Genomic DNA, 14,321 nt, shown 5'->3' with positions numbered 1-14,321 from the left:
TCATCCACCCCGGGAGAAGGGATAGGCCTTCGAAAGCCTCTTGTGTGTGAAGGGGCGGGCGGAAGGGCCGGTGTAGTCGGCCACCACGTGACCGTTCCCCAGGAGCAGGTACTTGTAGATGACCAGGCCCTCGAGGCCCACGGGACCCCGGGCGTGGAGCTTGTTGGTGCTTATCCCCACCTCGGCGCCGAGGCCGTAGCGGTAGCCGTCGGAGAAGCGGGTGCTGCAGTTCCAGAACACGTCGGCCGAATCCACGAGGGAGAGGAAGCTGCGGGCGGTATCGGGGGATGAGGTGATGACGGTGTCGGTGTGGCCCGATCCATAGGTGTTGATGTGATCCACCGCCTCTTCGAGACTGTCGACCACCTTGATGGAGAGGATGTAGTCGAGGTACTCGGTGCCCCAGTCGGCCTCGGTGGCGGGGTGGCACTCGATGATCCCCCTGGTCCGATCGCAGCCCCGCAGTTCCACTCCCTTTTCCTGGAGTGCCGCTGCGAGAGGAGGAAGGACCCGGGGCGCGATCTGTTCGTGCACGAGGAGGGTCTCGAGGGCGTTGCAGACGGCCACGTACTGGGTCTTGGCATCGACCACCACGCGCACGGCCATCTCCAGATCGGCGTCCTCGTGGATGTAGGCGTGGCAGATCCCGTCGGCATGGCCGAGGACCGGGATGCGGGTGTTGTCCATGATGTAGCGGACGAACTGGTTGGAGCCGCGGGGGATGATGAGGTCGATGTACTCGTCGAGCTCGAGCATGGCCTTCACGTCCTCACGGGTGTGGAGGAGCTGGATCCACCCCTCCGGGAGGCCGGCCCCTGTCGAGGCCTCTCCGACGATGCGGGCGAGCACCGTGTTGGTGCGTTCGGCCTCGCTCCCGCCTTTGAGCAGGGCCGCGTTCCCGCTCTTGAGACAGAGGGTGGAGATCTGCACCAGGGCATCGGGCCTGGATTCGAAGATCACCCCGATCACGCCGATGGGACAGGAGACCTTGTAGAGCTCGAGCCCCTCGTCGAGTTCGGTGGCCTCGAGGGTCCTGCCCACGGGGTCTTCGAGCGAGATGAGGGTCTCTATGCCTTTGCAGACCTCGGCGATCTTCTCCTCGGTGAAGGCGAGCCGCTTCTTGAGCGGCATAGGGAGGCCGCTCTCCTCGGCCCGTGCGAGATCCTCCCTGTTGGCCGCCACGATCTCCTCTGTGTGGGAGATGAGGGCCTCCCGGACCGCCGAGAGGGCCCGATTCTTGAGCTCGGTGGAGGCGGCCTGGAGCCGTTGTGCCGCCTTCCTCGCCTCACGCGCCTGGTCGAGTACCGACATGGTTCCTCCTTGGAGCCTTGGCACTGTGCTCTCCATAAGGATAGAGGATGCAGGCCTGTACTTCAATCGGGAGGGTATGTACACCCCCCCTCTCCGAGGGTTCCCTTCGATTCACGGAATTCGTGCGAGTCCGTCGTGAATTCCTCCGTGCACTGCGCTATGTTGAGAGTATGCCATAGTAATCCCATATGGAAGGGGGATGCCATGAAACGACTGATCATGGGTATGGCGGGGATCATCGTCCTGGTGCTCGCAGGGTGTGATCTCACGGGGACGGAGGGGGGAGGGAACGAGGACTCCCTCATCATCGCCGATGGCGTCATCGATGAGAACGTGACCTGGGAGTCCGGCAAGGTCTACGTGGTCGAAGACTCGGTGTCTGTGGAGGGTGACGGACGACTCGTGATCGAGCCGGGGGTGGTGGTGAAGTTCTATCCGGATGCATACCTGTGGGTGAGTGATCAGGCGGCGGTCATCGCAGAGGGGACCCAGGATGCGCCCATCGTCTTCACCTCGATACGGGACGACGCCCACGGCGGGGATTCCAACGGTGACGGGGACCTCACCCGGCCTGCGCGCGGCGACTGGGACCAGGTCTACATCGAGGCGAGCGGGAGCAGGTTCGTGTACTGCGAGTTCCTGTACGGCGGGGGAGGGTCGTACGACAGCACACTGGAAGTCTACGGTTCCTATGTGACCGTGGATCACTGCACCTTCGCCCACAACGAGGGACAGGACTACGGGGCCTTCGATGCCGCGGAGGCCCTCTCGCAGACCATCATCACCAACAACGTGTTCTACGACAGCGAGAAGCCACTCCTGGTGGGGCTGCGCTACAGCCTCGACGACTCGAACACCTTCCACGATCCCGACAATCCCGCGGTGACCAACGACTACAACGGGATCTTCGTGGACTCCTACGCCCTTGCCATCGGGGAGGACGGACCGAGCATCACCTGGGAGGAGACCGAGGTGGCCTATGTCCTCGACTCGACGCTCACGGTATCGACAGGCTACACCCTCACGCTGGGGGATGACGTGGTGCTGAAGCTGTGGGGTACTGACACTGGGATCTATCTCGAGACCAGCGAGGATCAGATCGTGAACCACGACGGAAGCGGGGTGGCCTTCACCTCGTACCGGGACGACATGCGGAAGGGCGACACCAACGGAGACGGGACTACCACCTCACCTTCAGACGGGGACTGGGAGGGGATCTACGTGGATGCTACGAGCAGCTGGGCTTCTTGGTCCAACATCTACTACGCCCTTTACTAGATGAGCGCCTGCGGGCACCCACGGCCCGGCCACGTGCCGGGCCGTTTTTGTTGACATATGGAGGGGAGTAAAGGGTGCGGTTCCCGCAGGATCGAGGAGGGACTGAGGGGAAGTGCCTCCTGCGCACACCCAGGGGATTACCGCTTCTCCTGTTGACACCCCGTGGAGGGCGGGGTACCATGTTTTCGACCATCGGCCGAGAAAGGGGGACCCATGGCACGTCTCAACGAATCCGAGAGAGCGCTTTTTCTCGACCTCTACCGATACATGTTCTCCGCCAGGGAGATAGATCGCCTGGAAGAGGACTACACCAAGCGGGGCGAGGCCTTCTTCACGGTCTCCGGTGCAGGCCACGAGGCCTCCGCGGTGCTCGCCCCGCTCCTTACCGAGCACGACTGGCTTCACTGCCACTACCGCGACAAGGCCCTCATGCTCGCGAGGGGGCTCGATCCTGCGCAGTTCTTCCACTCGCTCTTCACCAACCGGGAGTCGCACTCCGCAGGGAGACAGATGAGCGCGCACATCAGCGCCCCGCACCTCAAGATCCTCTCCATCGTGGGGCCGGTCGGCAATTCCGCCCTCCAGGCGGTGGGTGTGGCCAAGGCGGTGCGCGACGATGAGGGGGCGCCCGTGGTCCTCTGCTCCCTGGGCGACGGCATGACCCAGCAGGGGGAGGTGCTCGAGGCTGTCGCCCATGCGGTGAGGGACCGGCTCCCCGTGCTCTTCTTCATCGAGGACAACAAGTACGCCATCTCCACCAGGACCGAGGGCAAGACCTTCTACGAGCTTCCAGGGGGGAGGGTGGACTCCTTCTACGGCATCCCCATCACCTATGTGGACGGCACCGATGCGGTGACGGCATACCACACCCTCAGGGACGTGGTGGCGAGGATGCGGGATGACCGGGAGCCCCGGATCGTGGTCTTCGATGTGGAGCGGCTGTGCAACCACACGAATGCGGACGACGAGTCGATCTACCGGCCCGAGGACGAACGGCGGAGGGTGCGGGAGGCCGCGGATCCGATCAAGAAGCTCAGGGCCGCCCTCATAGAGAGCGGCTTCTCCGAGGCCGAGCTCTTGGAGAAGGAGGCCGCCTGGAGGGCCGAGCTCGAAGGCCTCGCCGCGAGGTGCCAGCTCGTGCCCGACCCCGAGCCCATCTTCACCGCGAAGAAGCCCCTCCCGCCGGAGCTGGAGGACCCATCGATCGAGGACGAGGCACCTCCCCTCTCCGAGGAGGAGGTCCTCGTGATGCGGGATGCGATCAACCGGGTGCTGGAGAAGCACCTCGCCGGGAACCCGGGCGTCTTCCTCTTCGGAGAGGACATAGAGGATCCCAAGGGGGATGTCTTCGGGGTGACGAGGGGGCTCACCCGGAAGTTCCCCGGCAGGGTCCAGAACTCACCCCTCGCCGAGTCGAGCATCCTGGGGATCTCCATCGGGATGGCCCTCGCAGGGAAGCGGCCTGTGGCCTTCCTCCAGTTTGCCGACTTCCTCCCCATCGCCTTCAACCAGATCATCAGCGAGCTGGGGAGTATGTGGTGGCGCACGAACGGGGGGTGGGAGTGTCCTGTCATCGTGATGATCTCGTGTGGGGGGTATAAGCCCGGCCTCGGGCCCTTCCACGCGAGCACCATGGAGGGGATTGCGGCCCACATACCGGGCGTGGATGTGTTCATGCCGAGCTCGGCCGACGACGCCGCAGGCCTCCTCAACGCCGCCTTTGCCTCGGGGAGGCCCACCCTCTTCTTCTATCCCAAGAGCATGCTCAACAACAGGCAGTTCGCCGCCACACGTGATGTCCGCCGCCACCTGGTGCCCATAGGCAAGGCGAAGATCCTTCGACGGGGGGAGGACCTCACCATGGTGACGTGGGGGAACAACATCCTCCACTGCCTCAGGGCAGCCGAGACCCTCTCCCGGTACGGGGTGGAGGCGGAGGTGATCGACCTGCGGAGCATCGTGCCGTGGGACAAGGAGGCGGTGCTCGCCTCGGTGCGCAAGACCGGCAGGCTCATCGTGGTGCACGAGGACACCCACACCGCGGGTATGGGGGCGGAGATCGTGGCCACCGTGGCCGAGGAGGCCGGCGTTCCGGTGGAGGCGGTCCGTGTGACGCGGGCCGACACCTACGTGCCGTGCAACTTCCCCTGTCAGCTCGAGGTGCTCCCCTCGTACAAGCGGGTGCTCACCACGGCGGTGCGGATGCTCGGCGGCACCGTACGGTGGCAGGAGAAGCCCAAGGCCGAGGCCGGCTACTACTTCCTGGAGGCGGTGGGCTCGAGCCCGTCGGACGAGCGGATCACCATCCTCGAGTGGAAGGTGAAGGAGGGCGATGCCATCAAGGCAGGCGAGATCGTGGCCGAGGCAGAGGCCGACAAGGCGGCGGTGGAGATACGGGCCTCGGTCGATGGGGTGGTGGAGGAGCTCATGGTGAAGGAAGGGGAGTCGGCGCCGGTGGGGAGCGCCATCGCCCGGATAAGGCTCCCCGAGGGGGCTGCATCCAAGGAGAAGCCGATCACCCAGGAGGAGCCTGGTGCGCCCATCATCGAGGGGCTCGGCGGGGCGAAGAAGAAGCCCGGGGTGAGGATCGATGCGGCGCGTGAGGAGCGTCCGCAGGAGGAGGGAAGGGATGCGGCCCTCCCCGTGATCGTGGACGTGGCCGGCAGGCCCGGCTCGAGGGTGGTGACCAACGAGGAGATCTCGAAGATGTGTCCCACCTGGACCCCCGAGGACATCGTGCGTCGTACCGGGATCCATGAACGGCGGTGGGCCTCCGAGGATGAGGATATCCTCTCGCTCTCGGTGGATGCGGTACAGAGGCTCTTCGAGCGCACGGGCGCGGGGATCGAGGACGTGGATCTCATCCTCTGTGCGACCACCACGCCGCCCCACAACAGCCCGGCCCTTGCCACCCTGCTCCAGCACAGGCTGGGCCGGGGGAAGCAGGGGATCACCTGCCCGGCCTACGACATCAACGCAGCCTGCTCCGGCTATCTCTATGCCCTCCAGATCGCCTACGATTATCTCGCCTCCCGACCCGAGGATACCGTGCTCGTGGTGACCGCCGATGTGCTCTCGAGGAGGCTCGATGTCTCCGATCCCTCCACCGCACCGGTCTTTGCCGATGGGGCGAGCGCCACGCTCGTGGCAGGTGCGAAGGCGGGGGCCGGGGGTAAGGGCTTCCTCTACCGGCCTGTGCTCTCGGCCGAAGGGGAGGATGGGTCCATCCTCAGGATCCCCTACGAGGAGCCCATCTTCATGGACGGGCCTGCGGTCTACCAGCGTGCGGTGAAGGCCCTCATCCACATCCTCAGGAGGGCCCTGGATGAGGCAGGATTCAGTCTGGAGGAGATGGATCTGCTGGTGCCGCACCAGGCGAACCAGCGGATCATCGATGCGGTGCGGAAGCGTATGGGGGTGCCGGAGGAGAAGGTGTTCTCCAACATCGCCCGGCTGGGCAACACCTCGGCTACGACCATTCCCCTCTGCTTCGAGGAGATCTTCCCCACGGCACGGTCCGGGATGGTCCTGGGGCTCACGGCCTTCGGGGCAGGGTTCACCTTTGCCGGAGGGGTGGTGAAGACCCTGTGAGTCTCTCTTTCCGCCTGTCAAGGAGGGATGGGATTACGTGGCCGCCGGGGTGCCGGCGGCCGTTTTTGTGTCCTGTTGCCAAACCGGCTGATATGGTGTAGAGGAAGGGATACAGGAGCGAGTCGAGGAGGAGCACATGCAGCACCTTACGCCTGGTACGCGAGTGGGCGGGTTTCTCATAAAGGAGGTGGAGGCGGTTCCGGATTTCCGCGGGGTGGGGATCCGGGCGGTCCACGAGCCCACGGGGGCGGAGGTCTACCACCTCTTCAACGACGACGAGGAGAACTTCTTCGCCTTTGTCTTCAAGACCCTTCCCGAGGACGACAAGGGTACGCCCCACATCCTCGAGCACACGGTGCTCTGCGGGTCACAGCGGTTCCCGCTGAAGGATCCGTTCGCCGTGCTCATGAAGGGGAGTCTCGCCACGTTCCTCAATGCCATGACCTATCCTGACCGCACGATCTATCCTGCGGGGAGCACGGTGAAGGAGGACTACTTCAACCTCATGCGGGTCTACGGGGATGCGGTGTTCTTTCCGCTCCTCAAGGAGGAGGCCTTTCTTCAGGAGGGGCACAGGCTCGAGTTTACCCCGGATGGGAGGCTCGTGCGGGTAGGGGTGGTCTACAACGAGATGAAGGGGGCCTACTCGGATCCCGAGGCGGTCTCGGGAGAGTGGTCGCTCAGGGGGCTGTTCTCCGAGAGTGCGTACCGCTTCGAGAGCGGGGGGGATCCTTCCGCGATTCCGCACCTGAGCTACGAGGAGTTCGTGCGCTTCCACGGGGAGTACTACCACCCCTCGCGGTGCAGGATCATGCTCTACGGGAACATCCCCACCGAGGAGCAGCTCGCCTTCCTCGAGCGGGAGTTTCTCTCGCGGTTCGAGGGGAGGAGGTCGCCGGATACGAGGGTGCCGTTCCAGGTGCGGTGGGAGGCCCCCAGGAGGATGGAGAAGACGTACGGGATCGGCGAGGGGGAGCCGGTTGGGGGCAGGTCGATCGTGACGGTGAACTGGCTGCTTACCACCCTGTGGGACCGGTTCACCACCTTGAGCCTGGAGGTGCTCAGCGAGGTGCTCGTGGGGCACGACGGCTCGCCCCTGCGCAAGGCCTTGCTGGAGTCGGGGCTGGGGGAGGACGTGGCCTCCACCACGGGGATCGAGAGCGAGATCTTTCATCCGGTGTTCTCGGCAGGGCTCAAGGGGACCGATCCCGAGAGGGCGGGTGAGATCGAGGAGTGCATCTTCTCCACCCTGGAGGAGCTTGCGGAGAAGGGGATCGATGACGAGGTGGTGGAGAGCGTGCTCCGCCGGGTGGAGTTCCGGTTCCGGGAGCTTCCCGGGAAGAGGAATGCGGGGCTCTCGCTCATCCGGAGGGTGGTGAGGGGGTGGATCTACGATATACCGCCGGGGTTCATGCTGGAGTTCCTCCCTGTCTTCGAGGCCCTCAAGGTGCGGCTCTCCGAGGAGCCGGGGTTCTTCCCGTGTCTCATCCGGGAGTACCTGTTGGAGAATCCCCACCGTCTCATCCTGGTGGTGCGGCCGGAGCCGGGTAAGCTCGCGCGTGAGGAGGAGGCGGAGCGGAGGGCCCTCGAGGAGCTCAGGGTGCGGCTCTCCGAGGAGGAGCGGAGGGCGGTGGAGGAGAAGGCGGCGAGGGTGCGGGCCTTCCAGCAGGCGGAAGAGGATGCGGGGGTGATCCCGCTCTTGCGGCGTGAGGATCTGCCGCGCGAGGTGGAGCGGATTCCCCAGGAGGAGCGGGTGTGTGCCGGGGTGCCGGTGTATGTGCACCCACTTGCGACCAATGGGATCGTGTACGTGGATCTCCTCTTCCCGCTTGGGGGGGTCGGTCCTGAGGATCTCCCGTACGTGCCGTTGCTGGTGGATATGGTGGAGGGGGCCGGGCTTCCGGATATGTCGTACGACAGGGTGGCGGTGCGGCTCTCGCTCACCACGGGTGGGTTCTCGGTGGAGGAGGATGCGACCTCGCACCTGGTGAGGCGCGAGCCGGTGCCTCAGGTGGTGGTGCGGGTGAAGATGCTCGAGCAGTACGTGGAGGAGGGGCTTTTCCTGGTGCGTCGGCTCCTGGAGGAGCCGGATCTGTGGGATGAGAGGCGGCTCAGGATGCGGTTCCTGGAGCTGAAGCAGGACTTCGTCTCCTCGATCGTGCCTTCCGGGCACAGCTTCATGAGTCTGCGTGCCGAGGCGGCGTTCTCGAGGGCGATGCGGCTCGAGGAGGTCTGGGGCGGGGTGAGTCAGTTCTTCTTCCTCCGGGATCTGGAGCGGAGGGGGCTTGAGGGGGTGGGTGAGGTGCTTGAGCGGATGCGGAGGCGTGTGGTGGTGCGGAGGGGGTTGGTGGTGGGGATCACGGGGAGGGGGGAGGGGGTGGAGCGGGCGCAGCGGGTGCTGGAGGGGTGGTTCGCAGGGATGGCTGAGGGGGATGGGGTGGGTGTGGTGGAGGGGCCCGAGGTGGGGCGTGAGGCGGAGGCCTTCGTGGCGCCGAGCAAGGTGGCGTACGTGGCGCAGGCGGTGCCGGCCCTTCGTCTGGGTGAGGAGGGGTTTGCGGCCATGGTGGTGGTGGCCCACCTCCTCAAGGGCGGGCCGCTGTGGGAGCGGGTGCGGATGGAGGGGGGGGCGTACGGGGCGTTTGCCGGGGCGTCTGCCATGGAGGGGCTGTTCACGGTGACGAGCTACCGCGACCCGCACGTGAAGAGGACGATCCAGGTGGTGCGCGAGGTGCTGGAGGGGGTGGCGGAGAGGGGGGTGCCGAAGGAGGCGGTGGAGCAGGCGGTGCGGGGTGTGGTGGGGCGCGAGATCGCGCCGGACGGGCCGGGGGTGAAGGGGTTCCGGGCCTTGCGGAGGCGGGTGTTGGGGATAGGGGACGAGGTGCGGCAGGCGCACAGGGAGGGGGTGTTGGGGTGCGGGGTGCGGGAGGTGCAGGAGGCGGCGCGGCGGCTGGTGGAGAGGTGGGGTGAGGGGCGGGTGGCGGTGCTGGGGGATGAGGAGCGGGTGGCCGAGCTGGAGGGAGTGCCGCACCGGAAGGTGGTGCTCCCCCTGTAGGAGGGGGCCATGGCCGGTGGCATGGGGCGCACCCGAGAGAGGTTTTCATTGCGTTTTAACAGAGATGCGGTACAATGGGGGAAATCGGTGCAAGGAGGTGGGTGGTGAAAGGCATGACGACCCAGGAGCGCAGCTGGGTGCTCTACGACTGGGCGAACTCTGCGCACACCATGATCGTGATGACGGTGATCTTTCCCATGTTCTTCAAGGGGGTGCTCGCCTCGGGGATGGAGGCGCACCGGTCCACGGCCCTGCTCGGGTATGCGAACAGCTTCGCCTCCCTGGTGGTGGCCTTCCTGGCCCCGATCCTGGGGGCCCTGGCCGATTACCGCAACTCCAAGAAGCGGTTTTTCTCGGTCTTCTTCCTGTTGGGGGTGCTCGCCACCGCGGGGATCGCCTTCGTGGTGGAGGGGCAGTGGGCCACGGGGCTCGTGCTCTTCATAGCCTCGGTGATCGGCTTCTCGGGGGCGAACATCTTCTACGATTCGTTCGTAGTGGACGTGACCTCCTCCGAGCGCATGGACTGGGTGTCGGCGAGCGGGTATGGGTGGGGCTACATCGGGGGGAGCATCCCGTTCCTCCTCGCCATGGTGCTCATCCTCTTCCACTCGCAGTTGGGGCTCGAGAGCCAGGTGCCCATGGTGCGGGCCTCGTTCCTCATCGCGGCGGCGTGGTGGGCGGTCTTCAGCATCCCGTTCTTCCTCTTTGTGAGACAAAACTACTTTGTGGAACACTCTGGCCGGCCGGTGCGCGAGGCCTTCGGGAGGCTCTACCACACCTTCAAGAACGTGGCCCGGTACAAGGCCCTCTTCGTCTTCCTCCTGGCCTACTTCTTCTACATCGATGGCGTGGTGACGATCATCAAGATGGCGATTCCCATAGGGATGGACATAGGGCTGGGCCAGACCACCCTGCTGGTCGTGCTCCTCGTGGTGCAGTTCGTGGCCTTTCCGTGCTCGCTCCTCTACGGGAGGCTCGCGGACCGGTTCTCCACCCGTACCATGCTCTTCGTGGGGATCGCCACGTACTTCGTGATCACCCTGCTCGCCACGTCGTTGCCGTTCATCCCTTCGTTGGGGGTGAAGACTGCGGTCTTCTGGGTGATCGCGGTGCTGGTGGGGACGGCGCAGGGCGGGGTGCAGTCGCTGAGTCGTTCGTACTACGGGAGGCTCGTGCCCAAGGAGAAGTCGGCGGAGTTCTTCGGGTTCTTCGACGTGATGGGGAAGTTCGCGGCGATCATGGGGCCGGCGTTGGTGGGGTTCTTCACCGATCTCACGCGCCACACGGCGGCGGGGATCTTCAGCGTGAACCTGCTGTTCCTCATAGGGCTTGTCCTCCTCCTGGTGGAGCGGGGGTTGGAGCGGAAGGGGGCCTAGGTGCCGAAGGAGGTGATGCACTGGGCGATCGCCCGGAGGGTGGCGGAGGGGCTCCATCGGGGGAGGGTGCGGAGGGCGGTCGAGGCACACCCGGGGCTCTTCCTGTACGGCGCGGTGGCGCCCGACTCGCTCTTCTACGTGCCTGCGCCGTCGAGGGAGGTGCGTGAGGCGGGGGAGCGGGTGCACGGGAAGGGGGGGATGGAGAGCTTCGCGGGGCTGCGGTGTGCGATGGAGGGGGAGGGGGGTGCGGTGCGGGATGCCCTGGTGGCGGGGTGGCTCACGCACGTGGCGGCCGATGTGGTCTTCCACCCCATGGTCTTCCACCTTACGGGGTGCCGGGAGGCGGGGGAGGAGCGGGTGAGGGAGGGGAGCACGTATCGGCACTACGTCCTGGAGACGGTGCTCGACCTGTACGTGATGGAGCGGCACGAGGTGCCGTTCGGGGGGCGGGTGGCGAGGATGGTGGGGCCGTACCGGGGGGAGAGGGGGGTGCTGGAGGTGCTCGGGCGGGCGTGGTTCCTGGATGGAGGCCGGGTGGGGCCGGTCCGGCGGGCGGTGTGGGGGCACGGGGCGCTGCAGGGGCTGTTCTTCTCGGAGCGTGCGGCCCGGTGGGTGGATGCGGCATCGGCCGTGGTGCCGGCCCTGCGGAGCTTCCGCGGGCTCTTCTACCGGGAGCGGTTCGCCCGGATGCGTGGGGTGTGGGGGCGGCCGGTGGAGTGGCGGCACCCGGTGACGGGCGAGGTGCGGCGGACGAGGGTGGAGGAGTTGATGGAGGAGGCGGTGGAGCGGGGGAGGGGGTACGTGCGGATGCTGGAGGAGGAGGGGCCGGAGGGGTGGCCCCCCGGGCCGTGCCTTGAGACGGGGCTTCCGGTGGACGACGGGAGGCCCATGCAGTACTTCGACGTGGAGAAGGAGCCTCTATGCAGTATCTGGAGATGAGGGCCGCAGACGACATGCACCTCCACCTGCGTCAGGGGGCACAGCTCGTCGCCTATGCCCGGGATGCGGCGCGATCGTTCGCGCGGGGCCTTGTGATGCCCAACACCCTCCCCCCGCTCGCCTCGCCCGAGTCCGTGCGCGCGTATGGAAGGCAGATCGAGGAGGCGGCTCCGGGCTTCACCCCCCTGCTCACGTTCAAGATACTCCCCCACATGGATGCGGGCCTCGTGCGTTCCCTCAAGGAGGCAGGGGCGGTGGCGGGCAAGCTCTACCCCGAGGGGGTCACCACCCATGCCGAGGACGGGGTGCGCGACGTGGAGGGGCTCTTCCCGGTCTTCGAGGCCATGGCGGAGGAGGGGCTGGTCCTGTGCATCCACGCCGAGTCGCCCGGTGCGCCCGTCCTGGAGCGGGAGGCGGCGTTCCACGAGACCTTTCTCCGCATCCACCACGCCGTTCCCTCGCTGAGGATCGTCTTCGAGCACGTCTCGGACGCCCGCACGGTGGCGTTGATCAGGACCCTCCCCCCCGACAAGGTGGCGGGGACTATCACTCTCCACCACCTCCTCTTCACCCTCGATGACCTGTTGGGCGGAAGGCTCAACCCTCACCTGTTCTGCAAGCCCGTGGTGAAGACGTCGGCAGACAGGGATGCCCTTCGCGAGGCCGCCTTCTCGGGCGATCCGCACTTCTTCTTCGGCTCCGACAGCGCGCCTCACCCCCGCGAGAAGAAGGAGCGGGAGGGTGCGGCGGGGTGCTACACTGCGCCGTACGCCCTTGAGGCCCTGGCCTCGCTCTTCGAGGCACACGGCGTGCTCGGGGTGCTCGAGGGGTTTGTGAGCGAGCGTGGGGCGCGGTTCTACGGCCTCCTGCTCAACGAGGAGAGGGTGGTGCTCCGGAAGGAGGAGTGGGTCGTGCCGGCCGAGTATCACGGGGTGGTGCCCGCCTGCGCCGGGATGCGCCTCGGTTGGAGGGTGGTAGAAAAGGGGAGGTGAGGGTAGACGAGGAGGGGCGTCTGTTCATACGGGGTGAGCTTGCGACGAGGGACTATGCGACGTGGTTTGAGTATCGGACGGGGAAGAAGATCCTACCGGAAAGGGATACGTATCTTGGTAAGGACAAGGATGGGAATGAGTACTGGGAGTATATGGGGGTGGTGTATGCGTATCGTCCTAAGGAGTGGAAGCCTGCAGCTACGATTTTTCTCGACCTTTCGAAGACGTTAGGATCCGTTGCGTGGTTTCTCAGGAAGCCGAGCGTACCGGTGTAGTATCTCATGAAGTGGCGGGGCACGGCCACGCGCCTGTCCTTCTGGCCGATTTTGCTTGATTAGACGTCTAATATTTAGTATCGTTCACTCGTATCATTCATACGATTCGGAGGAACTCTCGTGCAGCAGGTGCGCAACTCTCGGTTTCAGGATCAGATGTTCTCCGGTCCGGTTCTGCCGCTCCTCGTTCGTCTCTCTCTCCCCATCTTCGCGGGGATGTTCTTTCAGCTCCTCTACAACATCACCGACACGGTGTGGATAAGCTGGATCGATCTGGAAGACCCCTCGCTCGTGGGGGGGATCGGTATCATCTTCCCGCTGCTCTTTTTCTTCATGGCTTTGGGGAATGGGCTCATGGTGGGTACGGCCTCACTCGTCGCCCGGGCCGTGGGTGAGGAGAACGAAGAAAAACTCGACGCGGCAGCCGATTCGGGGATATTCATGGCTGTCCTCATCTCTGTGGCGATGCTCGCAGGGGGGTATCTGCTCAAGGAGCAGCTCGTCGGTGCATTGGGAGCCGAAGGCGACTACTACATGCGGGCCCTGGAGTATTTCACCTACATCCTCCCCGGTGCTGCGTTCATCTTCATGCAGAACACCCTCATCGGGGTGCTCCAGGGTGAGGGGCTCGTGAACTACGTGATGCGATCGATGATCATCGGGACGGTTCTCAACATCGTCCTCGATCCTGTGTTCATCTTCCTCTTCGGATGGGGGATAAAGGGCGCGGCCCTCGCCACGGTGCTCGCCCAGGGGATCGGCTTCCTCTATGTGGTGTACGTCTTTCTCGCAGGAAAGACGAGGGTTCCCATCCACATACGGCTCTCGGGGATACGGGGCAAGGTGATGGCCGAGATCTTCTCGGTGGGCTTCCCCCAGACCCTGGGACAGGCGATCATGTCCTTGAGCTTTCTCATCTTCAACCGGATCGTGATCGCCATAGATCCCCTCGCGCTCACGGCCTTCACCCTCTGCGGGCGGTTCGATCAGGCCATCCTCATGCCCATCTTCGCCGTGGCTTCGGCCCTTGTGACCATGATGGGGCAGAACTTCGGGAGGAGACTCTACGATCGGATGCTCAGCATCTGGCACGTGGCGCTCAGGGTCTCGGTGGCCACGGTGACGGTGATCGTGCTCGCCATCGTGGTGTTCGCGCCGAGGATCTTCTCGCTTTTCACCGATGTACCCGAGGTCCTCTCCTATGCGGTGGCCCAGGTCCGCACCATGGAGTACGCCTTCATCTTCGCTTCGTTCGGGATCCTGGGCAGATCGTTCTTTCAGGCCATAGGAAAGGGATGGGCGGGGCTCCTCCTCGTGCTCCTGCGGCTCGTACTCCTCGCCGTGCCTGCGGTGCTCTTCTTCGTCTATGTGCTCCACCTGGGGATACGGGGTGTCTGGTTCGGGCTCATCTTCGCCAACCTCTCTACCGCGCTCACCGCTGCCTTGTGGGTGCCTCGTACCATACGGTCGATGATGGAGAGGGAGCCGATGCCGGCCCTCCGGTAAA

General features: G+C 65.2%; 9 protein-coding genes. 8 read left to right on the top strand and 1 reads right to left on the bottom strand.

Annotated features, from left to right (window positions below):
- A complete protein-coding gene (locus STHERM_RS09880) occupies positions 1–1,311 on the bottom strand; it encodes a glutamate-5-semialdehyde dehydrogenase (RefSeq protein ID WP_013314752.1) in 1,311 nt (436 codons plus the stop codon).
- Positions 1,312–1,515: 204 nt separating this feature from the next.
- On the opposite strand from STHERM_RS09880, the gene STHERM_RS09875 reads away from it, so the two are divergent.
- The 8 genes from STHERM_RS09875 to STHERM_RS09840 all read left to right on the top strand — a co-directional run bounded on the left by STHERM_RS09875 (position 1,516) and on the right by STHERM_RS09840 (position 14,320).
- Positions 1,516–2,589 carry a hypothetical protein gene (locus STHERM_RS09875; protein WP_013314751.1) on the top strand — a complete coding sequence of 358 codons (1,074 nt, stop codon included), beginning with the start codon at positions 1,516–1,518 and terminating at the stop codon, positions 2,587–2,589.
- A gap of 213 nt (positions 2,590–2,802) precedes the next feature.
- On the top strand, positions 2,803–6,180 hold the full coding sequence (locus STHERM_RS09870; RefSeq protein WP_013314750.1) for a beta-ketoacyl-ACP synthase 3: 3,378 nt from the start codon (positions 2,803–2,805) through the stop codon (positions 6,178–6,180).
- Positions 6,181–6,316: 136 nt separating this feature from the next.
- Positions 6,317–9,232: an insulinase family protein gene (locus tag STHERM_RS09865; RefSeq protein ID WP_013314749.1), complete on the top strand. Its 2,916-nt coding sequence runs from the start codon at positions 6,317–6,319 to the stop codon at positions 9,230–9,232.
- Between the two features lie 113 nt (positions 9,233–9,345).
- On the top strand, positions 9,346–10,608 hold the full coding sequence (locus tag STHERM_RS09860; protein WP_237223487.1) for an MFS transporter: 1,263 nt from the start codon (positions 9,346–9,348) through the stop codon (positions 10,606–10,608).
- Positions 10,609–11,547: a zinc dependent phospholipase C family protein gene (locus tag STHERM_RS11620; protein WP_041623581.1), complete on the top strand. Its 939-nt coding sequence runs from the start codon at positions 10,609–10,611 to the stop codon at positions 11,545–11,547.
- Positions 11,529–12,539, top strand: coding sequence for a dihydroorotase (gene pyrC, locus STHERM_RS09850; protein WP_041623579.1), 1,011 nt, complete (start codon positions 11,529–11,531; stop codon positions 12,537–12,539). Before STHERM_RS11620 ends, pyrC begins: the two co-directional genes overlap by 19 nt.
- Positions 12,536–12,814: a hypothetical protein gene (locus tag STHERM_RS09845; RefSeq protein ID WP_041623577.1), complete on the top strand. Its 279-nt coding sequence runs from the start codon at positions 12,536–12,538 to the stop codon at positions 12,812–12,814. The genes pyrC and STHERM_RS09845 overlap by 4 nt, the downstream gene beginning before the upstream one ends.
- Before the next feature lie 120 nt (positions 12,815–12,934).
- The gene (locus STHERM_RS09840; protein ID WP_041623575.1) at positions 12,935–14,320 is read left to right on the top strand and encodes an MATE family efflux transporter; all 1,386 of its coding nucleotides are present in this window, start codon (positions 12,935–12,937) and stop codon (positions 14,318–14,320) included.
- The last annotated feature ends 1 nt before the right edge of the window (position 14,321 follow it).

The organism is Spirochaeta thermophila DSM 6192 (genome assembly GCF_000147075.1).
Classification (GTDB): domain Bacteria; phylum Spirochaetota; class Spirochaetia; order Winmispirales; family Winmispiraceae; genus Winmispira; species Winmispira thermophila_A.
Note: the sequence above shows the minus strand (reverse complement) of the source record. Positions and strands in the feature narration are given on the sequence as shown.